The organism is Periweissella cryptocerci, from assembly GCF_004358325.1.
Classification (GTDB): domain Bacteria; phylum Bacillota; class Bacilli; order Lactobacillales; family Lactobacillaceae; genus Periweissella; species Periweissella cryptocerci.
Map to the genome: position 1 here is coordinate 1,461,424 of NZ_CP037940.1, position 17,417 is coordinate 1,478,840.

The 17,417-nt window shown below is 40.5% G+C and carries 17 protein-coding genes; 8 read left to right on the top strand and 9 right to left on the bottom strand.

Annotated elements, in window-relative coordinates:
- Positions 1–153 precede the first annotated feature (153 nt).
- Positions 154–1,149, top strand: coding sequence for a YeiH family protein (locus EQG49_RS06660; RefSeq protein ID WP_133363241.1), 996 nt, complete (start codon positions 154–156; stop codon positions 1,147–1,149).
- A gap of 147 nt (positions 1,150–1,296) precedes the next feature.
- On the opposite strand, the gene EQG49_RS06665 is transcribed toward EQG49_RS06660, so the two are convergent.
- Positions 1,297–1,689: a YbaN family protein gene (locus EQG49_RS06665; protein WP_133363242.1), complete on the bottom strand. Its 393-nt coding sequence runs from the start codon at positions 1,687–1,689 to the stop codon at positions 1,297–1,299.
- A gap of 178 nt (positions 1,690–1,867) precedes the next feature.
- On the opposite strand from EQG49_RS06665, the gene EQG49_RS06670 reads away from it, so the two are divergent.
- The 5 genes from EQG49_RS06670 to budA all read left to right on the top strand — a co-directional run bounded on the left by EQG49_RS06670 (position 1,868) and on the right by budA (position 8,078).
- Entirely contained in the window at positions 1,868–2,716 is an 849-nt protein-coding gene (locus tag EQG49_RS06670) for an aldo/keto reductase (protein ID WP_243115762.1), read from the top strand.
- A gap of 387 nt (positions 2,717–3,103) precedes the next feature.
- Positions 3,104–3,859 carry a nitroreductase family protein gene (locus EQG49_RS06675; RefSeq protein WP_133363244.1) on the top strand — a complete coding sequence of 252 codons (756 nt, stop codon included), beginning with the start codon at positions 3,104–3,106 and terminating at the stop codon, positions 3,857–3,859.
- A 204-nt stretch (positions 3,860–4,063) separates the two neighbouring features.
- Positions 4,064–5,542 carry a 23S rRNA (uracil(1939)-C(5))-methyltransferase RlmD gene (gene rlmD / locus EQG49_RS06680; protein WP_133363245.1) on the top strand — a complete coding sequence of 493 codons (1,479 nt, stop codon included), beginning with the start codon at positions 4,064–4,066 and terminating at the stop codon, positions 5,540–5,542.
- A gap of 41 nt (positions 5,543–5,583) precedes the next feature.
- Positions 5,584–7,272 carry an acetolactate synthase AlsS gene (alsS, locus tag EQG49_RS06685; RefSeq protein ID WP_133363246.1) on the top strand — a complete coding sequence of 563 codons (1,689 nt, stop codon included), beginning with the start codon at positions 5,584–5,586 and terminating at the stop codon, positions 7,270–7,272.
- An 83-nt stretch (positions 7,273–7,355) separates the two neighbouring features.
- Complete coding sequence (gene budA / locus EQG49_RS06690) at positions 7,356–8,078, top strand: acetolactate decarboxylase (RefSeq protein WP_133363247.1); 723 nt, start codon at positions 7,356–7,358, stop codon at positions 8,076–8,078.
- A gap of 193 nt (positions 8,079–8,271) precedes the next feature.
- On the opposite strand, the gene EQG49_RS06695 is transcribed toward budA, so the two are convergent.
- Positions 8,272–9,693, bottom strand: coding sequence for an MDR family MFS transporter (locus EQG49_RS06695; RefSeq protein ID WP_133363248.1), 1,422 nt, complete (start codon positions 9,691–9,693; stop codon positions 8,272–8,274).
- 289 nt (positions 9,694–9,982) lie between these two features.
- Between EQG49_RS06695 and EQG49_RS06700 the strand changes: the two genes are divergently transcribed.
- On the top strand, positions 9,983–10,585 hold the full coding sequence (locus tag EQG49_RS06700; protein WP_243115763.1) for a TetR/AcrR family transcriptional regulator: 603 nt from the start codon (positions 9,983–9,985) through the stop codon (positions 10,583–10,585).
- 81 nt (positions 10,586–10,666) lie between these two features.
- Here the strand turns inward: EQG49_RS06700 and EQG49_RS06705 are convergent, their stop codons facing one another.
- Both EQG49_RS06705 and EQG49_RS06710 read right to left on the bottom strand, forming a co-directional pair.
- A complete protein-coding gene (locus EQG49_RS06705; RefSeq protein ID WP_133363249.1) occupies positions 10,667–11,392 on the bottom strand; it encodes a LytR/AlgR family response regulator transcription factor in 726 nt (241 codons plus the stop codon).
- A gap of 10 nt (positions 11,393–11,402) precedes the next feature.
- Positions 11,403–12,704 (bottom strand): GHKL domain-containing protein, encoded by a 1,302-nt coding sequence (locus tag EQG49_RS06710; protein ID WP_133363250.1) that lies wholly within the window; start codon positions 12,702–12,704, stop codon positions 11,403–11,405.
- An 18-nt stretch (positions 12,705–12,722) separates the two neighbouring features.
- On the opposite strand from EQG49_RS06710, the gene EQG49_RS06715 reads away from it, so the two are divergent.
- Positions 12,723–12,920 (top strand): hypothetical protein, encoded by a 198-nt coding sequence (locus tag EQG49_RS06715; protein WP_133363251.1) that lies wholly within the window; start codon positions 12,723–12,725, stop codon positions 12,918–12,920.
- A 17-nt stretch (positions 12,921–12,937) separates the two neighbouring features.
- Here the strand turns inward: EQG49_RS06715 and EQG49_RS06720 are convergent, their stop codons facing one another.
- The 5 genes from EQG49_RS06720 to EQG49_RS06735 all read right to left on the bottom strand — a co-directional run bounded on the left by EQG49_RS06720 (position 12,938) and on the right by EQG49_RS06735 (position 17,256).
- A complete protein-coding gene (locus EQG49_RS06720) occupies positions 12,938–13,831 on the bottom strand; it encodes an ABC transporter ATP-binding protein (RefSeq protein ID WP_133363252.1) in 894 nt (297 codons plus the stop codon).
- Between the two features lie 181 nt (positions 13,832–14,012).
- Positions 14,013–14,909 carry an ABC transporter permease family protein gene (locus EQG49_RS06725; protein ID WP_133363253.1) on the bottom strand — a complete coding sequence of 299 codons (897 nt, stop codon included), beginning with the start codon at positions 14,907–14,909 and terminating at the stop codon, positions 14,013–14,015.
- A gap of 15 nt (positions 14,910–14,924) precedes the next feature.
- The gene (locus tag EQG49_RS06730; protein WP_133363254.1) at positions 14,925–15,743 is read right to left on the bottom strand and encodes a hypothetical protein; all 819 of its coding nucleotides are present in this window, start codon (positions 15,741–15,743) and stop codon (positions 14,925–14,927) included.
- Positions 15,744–15,817: 74 nt separating this feature from the next.
- Positions 15,818–15,943 carry a hypothetical protein gene (locus EQG49_RS14060; protein ID WP_279232827.1) on the bottom strand — a complete coding sequence of 42 codons (126 nt, stop codon included), beginning with the start codon at positions 15,941–15,943 and terminating at the stop codon, positions 15,818–15,820.
- 176 nt (positions 15,944–16,119) lie between these two features.
- Positions 16,120–17,256, bottom strand: a complete 1,137-nt coding sequence (locus tag EQG49_RS06735) for an LCP family protein (RefSeq protein ID WP_133363255.1) — start codon at positions 17,254–17,256, stop codon at positions 16,120–16,122.
- Positions 17,257–17,417 lie beyond the last annotated feature (161 nt).

Genomic DNA, 17,417 nt, shown 5'->3' on the forward strand with positions numbered 1-17,417 from the left:
GGGCATTGACGCAGATACAGGTTACTAAACATCATATAAATAACATCCCCATCCATTCTACAAACAATTCGTTACCGCCATACTTAAAAAAGGCGTATACTTCGATAATGTAATTATTAATACTGTTATTCAGCAATTCATTAGGAGTCAAACATGCAAAAAAAATACGGGATACTTCCCGGTTTAGCTTTAAGTTTTGGGGTGGCCATCATTGCCCAATTCTTGAGTAAGTTCATCCCCCATTTAGGGGCAGCCACCATTGCCATTTTCTTAGGTATTATCCTTGGTAACACCGTGATTAAGCAATTATTATGGAAAGTCGGCACCGGCTTTGCTGAGAAAAAATTATTGGAAGGTTCCGTTGTCCTCTTGGGCGCCACGGTAACTTTTCAAACCATCGCCGAACTACGGTTACAAGGTGTGGTGCTAATCATTATCCAAATGGCAGCCACTATCGCCTTTGTCTACTGGCTGGGTAAACGTCTCCTGTTCAATCGCGAAACTGCCCTACTCATGTCGACTGGGAACGCCATCTGTGGGTCTTCAGCCATTGCGTCAGTAGCGCCGGTCATCAAAGCGAAAGACGATGATCGCCGGACCGCCATCATGATGGTTAACTTGATGGGAACTGTCTTGATGATGATTTTACCAATTATCGGGCCACTGGTTTTTGGGCATAACAACCTCCTCATTGGTGGTTTAATTGGGGCAACCGTCCAATCCGTTGGTCAAGTTATCGCAAGTGGCTTGATGGTCAATCACATGGTCGCAACCTACGCAACTTTGTTCAAAATCATGCGTATTATCTTGTTAATCGTCGTCGTTTTGCTTTTCAGTAAAATGCAAAAAAATTACGATGCCAAACAAGGTGTCGTGACTGAAACAAAAGCCAAAATTGGGGTTCCTTGGTACGTCTTAGGTTTCTTCATTCTCTGTATTTTAAACAGTTCCCTTCACTTCCCAACAATTATTAGTGGTACCGCACATACTATTAGTAGTTGGTTTGAAGTCACGGCCTTAGCTGCCATTGGTTTGAACCTTAACTTGGTTGCCTTCATTAAATCTGGTAAGAACCTGGCGATTTACGGCGCCGTGGTCATGGTCTTCCAAGTCGCCCTCGCAATTATATTGTTAAAAACGTTATTCTAAAATATGTTTCATGTGAAACACAAAAGGGCTAGGACATAAATTGTCCAGCCCACAAAATAAGCCGGATTTCTCCTTATCTAGTAAGGTGGAAATCCGGCTTATTAACATGCGAAAAATGGCTGTAACTGTTGATATAACTCACTTAATTCATTCTGCTTCTTCAGCAACTGGCGCCCGCAACATATCACGGAAGTACCAGCGCATCCCAACAATATGTCCAACGAACAAGAATGCCATCATCAGACTGAACCATGTTTGTCGCACCAGTAATGTTGAAATCAACATCATCGCGCCAACGCCGATGTGCATCTTCAATAATGATTTCGGCTGCATTTTGCGTTCAATAAATGGGCGTTGGACATATTTTTGATAGGCTGGGCGGCTTAACAAATAATTGTTCAAACGTTCTGAACTCCGACTCCATAGCCAAGCCGCTAATAAGTACAGCGGTGTTGTTGGCAACCCAGGTACCCAAATACCTAACGTCCCAAATCCAAAGGCAATTGCACCTAAGGCAATATAAATTATCTTTTTAATCATCCGCAACTCCATTCCAAGCTTTTGAACCTATTCTAACAGTCATTTGCGAACAACTTATGAAGATAATCAACTTTTGCTTATTTTTTATTATCAAAACACTTGCCTTGGAGTGAACTCTAAGTGTTATTATAAGCTTATTGAAAAGTCACTCACCTTATTTATGGAGGATTTTAAAACTATGTCATTAACTGATACTTACACTTTAGCAAACGATGTCAAAATTCCAGTTGTGGGTTTTGGTACTTGGCAAACCCCTGATGGTGATGTTGCCTACCAAGCAACTTTGGATGCAATCAAGGCCGGCTACCGTCACATTGATACTGCCGCTGCTTACGGTAACGAAGAATCCGTTGGTAAGGCCATCGCTGATTCTGGCGTTGCCCGCGAAGATTTATTCGTAACTACTAAGCTCTGGAACGATGATCACGGCTACGAAGAAACTAAAGCTGCCTTTGCCGTTTCATTGAAGAAGCTTGGCTTGGACTACGTTGATCTTTACTTGATTCACTGGCCAAATCCTAAGGCACTCCGTTCTGAATGGGCTGCTCGTAACGCCGGCTCATGGCGTGCAATGGAAGAAGTTTACAATGCTGGTCAAGCTAAGGCTATCGGTGTTTCAAATTTCCAAATCGAACACTTAGAAGAATTATTCAAGACGGCAGTAATCAAGCCAATGGTTAACCAACTTTTCTTGAACCCTTCTGATGTTCAAGCTGAATTGGTTGCCTTCGATAACGAACACAACATCTTGAACGAAGCTTACTCACCACTTGGTACCGGTCGAATCTTCGACGTGCCAGAAGTGAAGGCTGTTGCTGACAAGCTCAACAAGTCAGTTGCTCAAGTAGTCTTGCGTTGGAGCTTGGACAAGGGCTTCTTACCATTGCCTAAGTCAACTCACGAAGCCCGTATCATTGAAAACGGTGAACTCTTCGACTTTGTTTTATCAGCCGATGACACTGCTGTTATTGACGGTCTTACTGGTAAGTTCGGTTCACACTTGAACCCCAACGAAGCCGAATTTTAAGCTACATTAATAAGTTAAAGGAACCGTCAGCAAACATGCTGGCGGTTTTTTCGTACGTTAACAAGGAAGACTTCTCCTTACCAAGATAAGGAGAAGTCCGACTTGTTTTGCAGGCCGGACATTGTATACCCCGACCCCAAAAATCATTATTTCATTAAAAATGCTCGTAATCCCCCTTACCTAATGGTTAAATATGGCATACTAAAGATTAGCCAAGTAACAGTCCCACTTTTTTATCCACAAAGTTATCCACCGTTGCCAGCATTATTTCCCAGCAAACCAATTCCCACACATTTAACCTTTGTGATATTTTCACAAAGACTTGCATAGAGCTTGTGCAAAGAGTTACAATGACTACATACAAAAAATAAGGAAATATACGATAAAATGACAAATCCAACAATTGATTTAATGATGAAACATCGCACGATTCGTTCATTCACCGACCAACCTGTCACTGATGAACAAATCGCTACAATTATCGGCGCTGCGCAAATGGCTTCTACTTCAATGAATCAACAAGCTTATTCTTTCATCGAAATAACTGACCAAGCATTCCGCGATGAACTCGCCCAAGCCGTTAAAAAGCCTTCAATCAGCAATGCCGCTCGTTTCTTTATTGTGGCAGTCGACTTTACTAAGTTGATGTTACCTCAATCAGATGCCCAACAAGCAGTGATGCACAGTAACTTTGGTAACACCCAAATGACTGAGTGGGCTGTTTTCAGCGCCGGCATGGCGGTGCAAAATGCCCACTTGGCAGCTGAATCAATCGGCTTAGGCGCAGTTGAACTCGGTGCCGCATTAATGAGCGTTGATTCCATTGATGCCAAACTTCAATTGCCAGCAATGGTGAAGCCAGTAATCGGTTTTGCATTAGGTTACCCTGATACAGAACACATGCCTGATTTAAAGCCACGCTTAAGTTTAGATGGTGTGTTGATGACTGATACTTACCAACCTACCCAAGCTGAAAATGCCGTCGCTGAATACAATGACCGCATGACTAAATATTATGCCGAACGTGGTGAAGCCGTACCACGCAACTGGTCTGACTGGTTTGGCGTTGCTTTTGGTTCCGAAGAAAAACCATTAGTTCACTTAACCAATTATTCCAAACAAAAAGGCCTCTACAAAAATTAAACTGCACAAACTCAACCGATTTAGATGATTTTTCGTCTAAATCGGTTTTCTTTATTAGCCGATTAATTTGTGAAGCAAACAATAAGTCGTACATGCCTGCCAACTGTCGTAATTCGGGGTATAATAAACTTGTATTTACTTTTTGTGAGTTAATCACTCAGCTGTTCGTTGTGAACTTTGTACCCTATCAGAAAAGGAGCCATCATGGCCTACCAAAATAATAATAATTCTTACGGCAAGAGCGATAATCGTTCTTCTCGTCCTTTTAATTCACGTAACGATCGTCGTAATTCATACGATCGTCGTGATGCTGAACCTGAACCAGAGGTTGAAGTTGGTCAACGTTTTCCATTGACCATCAAGCGCCTTGGTATTAACGGGGAAGGTATCGGCTACTACAAGCGCAAGATTACCTTCATCCCCGGCGCTTTGCCTGATGAAGTCGTCATCGCCGAAGTTACGAAAGTTCACCCTAAGTACCTCTCTGCTAAAATCCACAAAATCCGTGAAGCTTCACCTGATCGCGTTGATACTGTGGACGAATACGCAGGTATCGTGGGCGGGTTTGATTTGGAACACATGAACTACGACGCTCAACTCAAATTCAAAGTTGACGTAATTCTCCAATCATTGGAAAAATTCAAACCACGCGGCTACCAAAACTACAAATTATTGCCAACCATCGGCATGGATAAGCCGTTCCACTACCGGAACAAGGCGCAATTCCCTGTCCGCATGATTGACGGTCGGGTTGCGACTGGAATGTTCAAAATGGGTACCCACGAACTTGTGGACTTACCTGAAGTTTCAACACAACACCCTGCAACGATGAAGGCTGTGCGGGTTATCCGTTCAATTCTCGAAGACCTTGGCACGCCAATCTACAACGAAGAAGCAAAATCTGGGATTGTTAAGACCATCATTGCGCGGGTTTCTGAAAGTACCCACGAAGTTCAAGTAACCTTGGTAACGAACTCAAAGAAGTTGCCTGGTTCACGTAAAATCATTGAAGCTATTCACGAAAAGCTCCCCGAAGTGACTTCAATCAACCAAAACATCAACCCTGGTGAAACTTCCTTAATTTGGGGCGACGAAACGGTCTTACTTGATGGTAACCCATACATCACCGAAACAATTAACGGTAAGCAATTCCAACTTTCACCACGGGCGTTCTTGCAATTGAATCCCAAGCAAACAGCACGTTTATACAACGAAGCAATCAGTGCCTTAGATTTGACCCATGCTGATAACTTAATCGATGCTTACTCTGGTGTTGGTACCCTTGGTATCTCATTAGCGGATAAAGCTGGTTTTGTCCGTGGTATGGATACAATTGCTGAATCAATCGACGACGCTAACCGCAATGCTGAATTGAACGGGATTACCAATGCCCGCTACGAAGTCGGTGCGGCTGAAGACTTGATTCCGCAATGGATTCAAGAAGGTTGGCGGCCGGATGCATTGATTGTCGATCCACCACGTACTGGACTTGATGAATACTTACGTGATGCAATCTTAGCCGTTGAACCAGAAAAATTTGTTTACATTTCATGTAACCCCTCAACCCTTGCCCGCGATTTAGTGGACTTGGTGGAGGTTTACAATGTGGAATATATTCAATCAATCGACATGTTCCCACAAACTTCACGCGTTGAAGCAATTGTGAAGTTCACCCGTCGTTAAAAATACTCGACAAACATTTTATTAAAGAGGATTTAAATACTATGACAGACACAAAAAAGCACGGTGCTGACATCGTCGTGGATAGCTTGACTAACCACGGCGTCGATTTAATTTTCGGAATTCCTGGTGCCAAGATTGACCGCTTGTTTGAAACATTAGAACACCCTGCCGATGGCCAAAAGGCACCTAAGTTAGTGGTTACCCGTCATGAACAAAACGCTGCCTTTATGGCACAAGCTTTTGCCCGAATTACTGGTAAAACTGGTGCGATGATTGCAACTTCAGGTCCTGGTGTTGGTAATTTGGTAACTGGTTTGATGACTGCCAACGCTGAAGGTGACGCCGTGATTGCCATCGGTGGTCAAGTACCACGTAAAGACTTGTACCGTTTGACACACCAAAGCACCCCGGCAGCTCAATTATTTGCACCAATCACTCGTTACAGCGTGGAAATTCAAGATCCAAATAACATTTCAGAAATCATGGGTAACGCTTTTGCAGCGGCTAATGGGCCAAAGCCTGGGGCAGCTTTCATTAGCTTGCCACAAGACGTTGACGATGCTGAAGTTACTACCAGCGCCTTACCAGCTGCCGCTGACCCTAAAATGGGGGCTGCTGCTACGACAGATTTAGCTAACTTAGCCGACCGTATCAAGCAAGCTAAGTTACCAGTTTTCTTAGTTGGTATGCGGGGCTCTAGTGATGAAGCTGTGGCTGCCTTGCAAGAATTGCTGGCCGTAATTCCGTTCCCAGTTGTTGAAACTTTCCAAGGTTCTGGTGCCATTTCACGCGAACTCGAAGCCGAAACATTCTTTGGCCGCGTCGGCTTATTCCGTAACCAAATTGGTGATAAGTTACTCCAACAAAGTGATTTGGTAATTACTTTAGGTTACGATGCCATCGAATACGAACCTCGTAACTGGAACAAGGAAGCGAACTTACACATCGTCACCCTTGATACTACCGCTGCTCAAATTGACAATAACTTCCTGCCTGAAGCTCAATTGATTGGTGACATGGCTGCCAGTTTACGTCAATTAAAGACGGACCTCGTTGGTCACACTTTGCCAGCCGAAACTGTTGCTAAGTTAGGTGAATTCAAAGCTGAATTATTAGCTGCTGACGAACCTAACTACACACCAGCTGAAGCTCACTTGAACCATCCTTTAGCCGTTGTTAAGGCAATTCAAGAACACGTCACCGATGATATGACCGTCTCACTCGATATTGGTTCCCACTATATCTGGATGGCGCGCCACTTCCGTTCATACGTTCCACGTCACTTGTTGATTAGTAACGGTATGCAAACGCTTGGTGTCGGTTTACCATGGGCGATGACTGCCGCGTTAGTTCGTCCAGACGCTAAGTCGGTTTCTGTTTCTGGTGATAGTGGTTTCTTCTTCTCAGGCCCTGAACTCGAAACCGCCGTCCGTCTTGGTTTGAACACCGTTTCAATCGTTTGGAACGATAACTACCATTACAACATGGTTGAATTCCAAGAAGAAATGAAATACGATCGTTCAGCCGGCGTGAAGCTTGGACCCATCGACATTGTTAAGTTCGCCGAAAGTATGGGCGCAACTGGGTTACGTGTTGATAGCCCTGATCAATTACAATCTGTTTTGGATCAAGCCTTTGCAACTGAAGGACCGGTTGTCGTTGATATTCCAGTGGATTACTCACACAACTACGAATTAGGTGGCCAATTAATTGGCTCACAAATGGGTTAATAAATAATTTTCTGACAAGCTAATCGTTACTTCATTAGCTTGTCAGCTTACATAGCTTTTACATTCACTTAGGAGGAAAATATATGAGTACAAATACACTTTATGAACATGGAACCTTAGCAATGCTGATGGCCGGTGATATGGAAGGTAGTATTACGGTGGCTGATTTACTTAAGCACGGCGATACTGGCATTGGGACGTTACATGGTTTGAACGGTGAAGTGATTATTGTTGATGGTGAAGTTTATCAAGCTGACGAAACTGGTACTGTTAACCACATCACCGATTCAACGACTACCCTGCCATTTGCCTCAGTGCACTACATGGAAAGTGATAAAGCAATTGATTTTGAAACATGTAGTTTCGATGTTTTAACGCATAAATTAGTTGATTTAGAAAACTTGCAAAATGTTTTTGCCTCAGTTAAATTACACGGAACTTTTTCACACGTCAAAGTTCGCGTAGCACCGAAGCAATTCCCACCTTACCCAAGTCTCTTGGAAGTTACCGAAAACCAACCAGTTTTTGAAACTGATAATGTCACTGGTACAATAATCGGTTATTTCTCACCTGAACTTTTCGGAGGCTTAACTGCAGCCGGTTGGCACCTGCACTTCTTAAGTGATGACCGCCAATTTGGTGGGCACATTCTTGATTTTGCCGGTACAAACATCAAAGGTGAACTCCAAATTTTTGAAAACTTTGAACAACACTTCCCAATTGCTAACCAAGCCTTCCGTGACCACACGGTTGATTTAGACACGTTGAAGGATGACGTGGCCCAATCAGAAGGTAATAACGACTAGCAAATGTTTCATGTGAAACATTTGTGGTTTTGTAAGCGTAGCCCCCAACGGCTACGCTTTTTTTTGCTCTAAATTTTCACCCTACGCCTATCTGGTCAATTCGTCTCCGAAAACAGAAAAAATATTTTAACCAAAAAAGGACTCGCAAAATGCGAATCCTCCCTCATATCCAAATAATCGTTATCGCTGAAAATTACTTCAGTTTAATCTTATTAGTCAACATAAATGCTGGAATCAAAATGATAAGCACTAAGATTGTTGACCACAGGAACCCTTGTTGATAGGCACCGGCAAGTTGCGTTGCTTGGGTAACGTGGTGTGTACTAATGTAGCCTGCGACCACTGTCGACAGCAGTGCTGCGCCAAAACCACCACCAACTTGTTGTAGCATCCGGGTGCCCATTGATGCTGATGCCGAATCAGCTTTAGGTATACCGACGAATGCATCCGCCATCAGTGCCGATACGACCGCTGCACCACCGATACCACGGATGAACATGATAATGCCAATTAACCAATATGCTGATTTTGCATCAAAATACACGAATGGCAATGTCCCGACAATATCGATCAAGACACCGATAATTACAACCCACCGAGCTCCAATTGAATCAATCATGCGGCCAATAATCCCACGTGAGATGAGCATCCCCACGCTTTGAGGAATTAGGGCAATCGCCGCTATTACGACACTTGCGCCGCGGACATCTTGAAAGAACAGTGGCAATAGAATCATTGGTCCACTGGTGATAAATCCAGCTAGAAATAAACCAACCATTGATCCCGTAAAGTTACGGTACTTAAACAAGTGCAGCGGAAGCGTGGCTTTGTCCTTGCGTATGATCGCATAAATGATGTAGACCACTAGCAATACCACCCCAGCACCGATATAACTTAAGGTGTCACGATTAGTAAAGTTACCGTAGTTGCTGGCTTGTACAACACCGTAAACAATCATTCCCGAAATTGCTGCGAGTAAGAACACGCCTAGGCCATCGAATTTGGCTTCTCGATTTTTAGGGGCGATTGCAGGTACTTTCTTTATCATCAAAATTGAAGCAATGATGACGATTGGGACGTTGATGAAGAAAATCCAGCGCCAAGAACTAGATTGCACGATTATCCCACCGATAATTGGTCCGAGCATCGGCCCTAACGTCATTGGCACACCGACAATGGCCATCACGCGGCCCATTTTGTCGCCGCCCACCGCGTCAACAAGCAGCGTAGTTAAGAGTGGCATAATTAATCCCGCTGCAAAACCTTGGAGCAACCGGAAAACAATTAAGGAATCAATATTCCATGCCATGCCTGCCATTAGTGAAGTGATTCCAAAGGCCACCTCCGCCCATAAATACACTAATTTACCGGAGAAACGGTTGACCAACCAGCCAGAAAATGGAATTGCGCCACCCATAGCAAGTGCAAAACCAGTGATTGTCCATTGAACAACGGCTAATTTGGTGTGAAAATCGACACTCAGTGTGTTCACTGCGATATTCACCATCGTCGAATCTAGCATCGGTGCCATTGACCCCAGCACCAGAATCCAGGCGATTGTCAGCAAGGGCTTTGGAATCGCCGCTTGCTTAGTTTGAGTAGTTTGTTGAGTCATGATATATACCTCGTAATAGATTATTGAGGATACATACTACGTGTATCTACCTGACAAATATGCTTCACTTAAATTCACCAGGTAGATATTTTTCGTCTGTTATTAAGCTACAAACTGTATCTATCTACAAAAATCATCATACACCCTCATTTTCAACATTACAACCATTTTGTGCGTTTTTAGCTACAAAACGTATCTTAATCACCAAATATCCACATACTCCGTGTTATAATCTAACATAGTACATAACCTGCACTACACCGAATTATATCCTGAAGGAGCTAAAATAATGTCAGATAATATTACCGATAAAAAAAATACGACCCGGCGCTCTGGCGAGGCCCTCACCCGCGCAATTTATACCGCTGCGCTCGATATTTTGAATACGGCTGGTTTTGAAAAAGTAACTTTTGCCAACGTTGCCCGCCAGGCTGAAACCGCCCGAACGGTACTATATAAGCGCTGGGATAGCCCCTTCGCCATGCTTTTCGACGCCGTCCAATATTTCTCACACGATGGTAGCGACGATGCTCCTGCGGTTGATTTTACCGGTCATACTTTGCGCGAAAATTTAATTAGTATCGTCAACCACTTTCACGTCTCGAATCCATTTATGCGGGCGTTATTATTTGAACTCGGTCGTAACAGTCCCGAAGTTCAAAAGATTTTTGAGGACATGCGCCAACAAGAATTATTCTATATGGAACGCGTTCTGAGCCAAGCGCAACTTACAGGTGAAATCAAACACACCGTGACTGATTACGTCAAACTCATGCCGTTTAACTTGGTGCTTTATCAGGCTATCATTAGCCAAACCGATCTCACACCAGGGTTTGGCATTGAATTAGTTGATAGTGTGGTATTACCCGCCATTATGGCACAACAAAACTAAGCCTGTTACACGCAACCTAAATAGCTCGATGTCTTTTGGCGACATCGGGCTATTTAGGTTGGCTTAGAATGGTTTTAAAACTCATATTAATTTCATGTAATGCTTGCTAGCCGGAACATTAATATTATCACTTAGATATAGGACTTTTTCTTTCGCATCAAAACGCTTTATTTTTTCTTTGTTAACCACTATTCCCCTTTGAACTTGTACTAAAAATTCATTATCGGCTAAGAATAATTTCAAATCACCATTAATTTGTACTACTTCATCTTGTAGATGGAGCAGTAATTTGTGATCCCCATAATCCGTTTCTAAGTAAAAAAAACGATCTATATTTGCAGAATATTGGATTGAATTAATGAAATATATAAATTGCTGTTGCGTCTCGTGTGCCACAATCATATGTCTAGTCACAGCAGCCCCTAAATCATCACCAATACGCCGCTGAATCATTTCTTGACCCATTGACTTTATAATGTAATCTAAAATTTCAACCCGCGCTTCAAGCGCAGTCATAACTAGTTCATCATGCGACGTAATAAAAACAATAAATGCCTGACTATCCAATTCTCTAACTCTTACAGCTAAATCAATGCCATTTATTTCTACGTCGTCATACTCAATATCCAAAAAATAAATGCCGCCGCTCACAACATTATTTTGAAGATATTCAATTACATCATAAGGAGTATTTGTGTTACACGTAACATCCGCATCGTAAGCTTCAATCAACACTTTATTCCTTATATATTGTAAATATATCTTTGACAACTGCGGATTATCCTCACATAAAAAAATATCAACCATATTAACCCCTCTATATGTTATTCATTTTAATTGTAAATCGACCGGCTTTTGTTGAAATACTAAATGAAGAATTGGGATATGCACTGAAAATTTTCTGAACATTAACCAAGCCCTGCCCTTCATGATTTTTCTTAGTTGTGTAACCTTTTGCCAAAATTTTCGTAGAATCAACCTTTGAATCCACCACGTTACTAATAATTATTGAATTTCCACGATTAGTATTTAATAGAACTAGCTCAATCAATTGATTTTGTTCGCTCATAGTCTTCAAATTTTCTAACGCATTATCCATCACATTTCCAATAATTCGTACAATATCAACAGCGTCTAATATTGTGTCAAATCCTTCATCCACACTAACTCGAACTGTAACATTATTTTGAAGCAGCTCACTAACTTTAGCCTGTAAAATTTCTTTTAAGATTACTGACCTAATTTTGCTTAATTCACCCCAAATGCTTAATCCAATAAAAGACTGACTAAGCGTTTTAATAGTCCCGTCTAAGTAATTTGTCAATTCTTCAACTTCTTCATCTACTGCCATTTGATGAGCAACAACAAGTATATTGTTCATGTCATGCTTCAATGCTCTCGCTTGATTATTCGTATTACGCAGTAAAACATTGTATTTTTGGAGATAACGATACTCCACCTGTAATGACTCCGCATTGACAAACTCACTAGCAATAACATCCATTTTTCGAATGTAACTTAAAAGTGCCCCTATCAATATAAGTGAAACCGTAGTTGCTATTATTTCATATTTTTGTTGTATTCCATATATTTGGAGAACAATTACCAATCCAGAAATGATAATCATATATAATCGAATACTACTTACCGTAATATTTTCAATTTTTTTATCAAAAATAGCTCGCGTCACGTTTGTCAAATTAAGAATTTTTTTGAACCACACTGCAACCCCAATACCAATTATTAACGCAATAACGTTTGTTGCTAGCACAAACTCAATGTTATTTCTCACGTATTTTCCTGTCATCATTAGCGTAATGACATCACCAACCATCGAAGACATTAGCAAAATCACGAATGAAAGATAATAGCCAATCTCAATTACCCTAGCATTTTTTAAATTTTTTGTTATTAAAACACAGACCAATAAATAGAAATAATAAAATAAGGTAGATTCTCCCGTTAGTAACGGAGAAACAACCCAGAACCCTAAATTTACCACATGAATTAATCGACTATGTCGTATATACCGCCAATTAAAAATATACACTACAACAAGCAATACAAAATTATTGAGGTACTCATTGGCAAATAAATTCCCCACAGAAATATAATTCATCCGAATAGAATTTTCCAGATGCTTTTTTTAGTTGTACTTGAATTTGCGGCAAAAGCCGAAACATTTTGGCTATCGGCAGATACTACCGCTGTTTTACCCATTGCAATACTGGCTGTAGTCCCCACCAGCAAACCAACCATTTCTAATAAATTTAGCGGTATTGTGTTTCAAAAAAGCTGGCTTGTTATAATTCTATCATTAATTGAATTAAGATAGGTTTTTTCTTATATTATTTATCCTAGGTTAACCTCATGTCGAAAAATTTCATCTAAACTTGGATAATGTTGATCAAACACTGGTACATAACCCGTTGAAACCACCTTATCATAAATTAATTTCCCAACTTCTTCATTGGCTAACTTTAAATTTGCGACACCTTGGTTATCAATCGTACATTCAAGCACGCTTTTATATTGCTTTAATAGCGCAATATCTTTATACCCATCAATCCGTAATTCCAAGCGACCGTACTTTTTTTGTATCTCATCCGGACGTCCATCTAAAACAGTTTTACCATTCTTAAGCATTATAATTTTGTCAGATATATGCTCCACGTTTGCCATGTTATGGTCAGAAAATATTATCATTGTTCCTTCATCTCGTAAGCGGAGCACTTCATTCATTAATAATTCAACATTCACTGGATCTAATCCCGAAAATGGCTCATCCAATATAAGTAACTTAGGATGTGCAAACATACTCACAATTAATTGCACTTTTTGCGCATTTCCTTTTGACAACGACTCCACCCGATCGGTCATTTTTCCAACAACATTTAATCGATCCATCCAAATTTTTAATTCATGCCTTACTTCCGCTCTTTTCATTCCGTGTAATGCACCAAAGTAAATCATTTGGCTTTCAATACTTTCTTTCTGGTACAACCCTCGCTCTTCTGGCATAAAGCTAATTTCTCTATAATTTTTTTCAGTTAGCTTATTATTATTCCATAAAATTTCACCCGAACTGGGCTGAATAAAATTGAGAATCGTCCGAAATGTTGTCGATTTTCCCGCGCCATTCTGGCCAATAAGGCCTAAAATCTCGTCTTCTTTCAGCGAAAAGGATAAATTTAATAACGCTTGTTTATTACCAAATTGTTTACTAACGTTTTTTAACTCAATCATCGTAACCACCCCATATATTGCCTACGTATTTGTTTTATTAATTTATAATCCATATAAAAATTAATAAGAAATTCGGCTGAAATTTCATATTGTGCTGTTTAGTTAATATCCAATAAACGACAATAAACAGTACTAGCTAACCCGTATACATCGTCTATACCCCTTCATTATCAACCTCTTTTCACTCAGTAGTATCATGTGCAATAATTTTCAATTCATTATTAAATGCTTGCATATAAGGGCTGCTTGTTTTCTTGCTTAAATAAGCTATCTTATATTGCTTCGGGAGCATCCATACTATAAGAAAAACCGCCTCTAGTAGATTAATCATTAATGCAATCCAGGCAAATACATAATCTATCTCCCCATCTACTAAACTTGTTGGTAAGCAAATTGGCCCTACTAACGGCGAAAGCAAGCATACTTTATAGAACCACCCCATACCCGCTTCACTCCAAGCTGACATTGGCATCAGCGCTAACGAAATCGCCATTCCGATTGCTAACACAAAAGGAAATATCGATCCTTGAACCTGCTTTTTTTGACTGACATACATTCCAACTTCGGTTCCTGCTTCAATTAGCCAAAGCATCGCACCTAGAATATCCACTACTAGAAACATCACCTTTGGAGCGCTCAATTCTTGTACCACTTTTTGAAAAACTAACAATTTTGGCGTGAATATAAATATCAATTTGAAAGACACTAAATAAATTCCTGTATTGATTAATAACAGACCAATAACCCCCGTTATTTTTCCAAAAAGCTGAGCCTTCGTGGAACTAAATGATAAAATTAATTCCATTAACTTTGATGTTTTCTCTTCTGAAATTTCTACTGCACTAATATTGCAATACATATAACTCATAATCAGCAGATAAAAAGCAAGCATGCCATTAGTAAGCGTTATTATATCTTGGTGGGATAAACTTCCCTTCGACGATCCTTGTGTAACTAACATTCCAACTATGATTATCACGATTGGCAAAAGCATTGCTTGCCAAAAAAATGGCTTTTTAAGCCACTTAGTTATCGTCCGTTGTGCCACAATTAAAATTTGCGTTCTATTATTAGGCATCTTATACTCCTTATCTCAATGCTTGCTAAGAATGTGTACGCTGTAATACCGAATAACATACTTCAAGCTAAGCGACAAAATTACTATGTGAATTCCATACATTACTACAGCCATATACCATTTGACAGAAATAGTACTGCCTATAAAAATGTCACCAATGCCTGGAATAATCATACTAATGTATTGAAAAAACAAATTATTAGCTACATTAGATTTAATTAAGCTTGTGGCAAATACTACAATTACCATAGCCACAACAACCGAATCCCATGTAGTTTTACTAAGTTGTTCCTCATCACGATAATTTGCAGAACGCCAAATTGACAACACTAGCGTGAACCCAACCGTAAGCAGTATTGACATCGTTAAATTAATTACTTGCCAGCCAGCGTAATAATGAATTAGATTTCTAATAATTTGTGAATGTAAATATTTATCAACCCACAATAAGACAACAAAAGTACTCAATAAATTACCGCAAACTAGTAAAAGTGTTGCATAAAATTTACCCAATACCTGGGCCTTAAAACCCGTTTGTGCAATTAATAATTCTGACAACTTCGATGTTTTATCTTCAACAATACTCGCTGCAATCATCCCCATGTACGGGATAATCAACATAACTGTAAGCAATGGTGCCATGATTTGTGGTAAAAATTTACTTGCAAATGCTATTCCAACATCAGAGTCACCATACTTAATCACTACATATGAAACCAGTAACAACATGCTCGTTATTGGCCATAGTGCTGAAGTCCAAAAAGCGGACGTTTTTATCTGTTCCTTAATACTATGTTGCGCAATAACCCGCGTCCTCTTAAAATCAAACACCATATCTTTTTCTCCTAAAAAACCCGCATACGTAGTTGTATGCGGATTTCATCACAATGCATTAGTTATGAAATGTATTACTTCTTCTTTGTTGCTACATAAAGCCCCAAAGTACCAACAATTGTTTCCGCAAGTGGAATTGTTAAGGTTGATGTTGAATAACTTTCAACACCAACCCATGATACAACCAATTTACCAAACAAAATGTTATTTTTCTTAAAACACCATTTCAGCTCTTAAAACCACCAAAATTCAATTTCAAGCAACGCGATAACCACTTTATTACACGGAAGCAAAAAAATAGCTCGATGTCTTTTGGCGACATCGGGCTATTTAGGTTGGCTTAGGACGAGTCCCTCAGCCGATTTGAAGTTAGTTTTTAATTTCCGCCACCAACAGTTGGGAACTCGGGAATTTGCACGCCGTTTGTTACTTGACCCGCAAAACGGTTACCAGTTGGTTTAGCTTGTAAGCCTAAGCTTTTACGTAAAATATTAGTGGCTTCTTGACGGTTACCATCAGGAATCACTTGGAATGATTGGCCATTGTACATGTAGCCAACCCCTTGCATGTGTTCAGACTTAATTGTCTTAGTTGCGACACGATACTTAGAAGCCATCGTCATCAAATCGTTGAATGACAAGTTGGTTTGCACATTCTTTGACATTGATTCAAAGAACCCAGGGGTCAACAAGTTTGCCAAATCATCAGCTTGCTTAGCTAATGCCGTTAAGACCAAACGTTGACGCTTTTGACGACCGTAGTCACCCAATGGGTCAGTATAACGCATCCGTGAGAAGGCCAACGCTGCAGCCCCATTCATGACAGTGTGTGGCTTGAAGTTCTTGCCATCTGGTGCATACTTATATTCGGTCTTACCCTTGTAGAACTTGTACGTGTTAGGTTTCTTATTATTTGGTTTGTATGTGAACGTAAGTGGTGATTTAACGGTCACACCACCAACTTTATCAACCATCGTTTGCAAACCACCCATGTTGATCAACGCGTAGAAATCAATTGGCACGTTCAAGAAATCTTGCAACGTTTTAATTGTTGTTTCAGGGTGTCCCTTCCCATCAGTTGTTGGGAATTCATAGGCGGCATTAATCTTCATTGGGAAAGTTTGTTCAAACCCAGGAATTGAGACCATTGAGTCACGGGGAATTGATTCCAACGTTGTGGTCTTCGTTTTAGGGTTAACAGTCGCAATCATCACTGAGTCTGTCCGACCTGTGTAGCTGCGATCCAATGAACCGGTATCAGTCCCTAACAAGAGAATCGAAATGGGCTTACCGTCCTTCAAAACTTGTGAAACATCACGAGCTGGTTTGAAATTAGGATCAAGTGGGTTATACGTATCTTTCAAAGCCACCTTGGCATTGTGATATGTATACGCTCCATACGCTCCGGCAGCTACGAGTAATGCAACAATGACTGCAATAATAATTTTCATTTTTGATTTTTTGTGTTTTTTTGGTTTATCCGCATCACGGCGAGTTCGTGTTTGATTATCCATTATTTATTTCCCCAACATTTTGTATTTAGACTAACGAACGAATTATAGCCCGTTCTGTGCTATGTTTCAAAGAAATGGTGCTAAAATCACGCAAATTACTAAATTCTTAATTATTCAACATCGCTAGAAAGCTGTGCTGGAGCAAAAATTCTAAGCCTCCA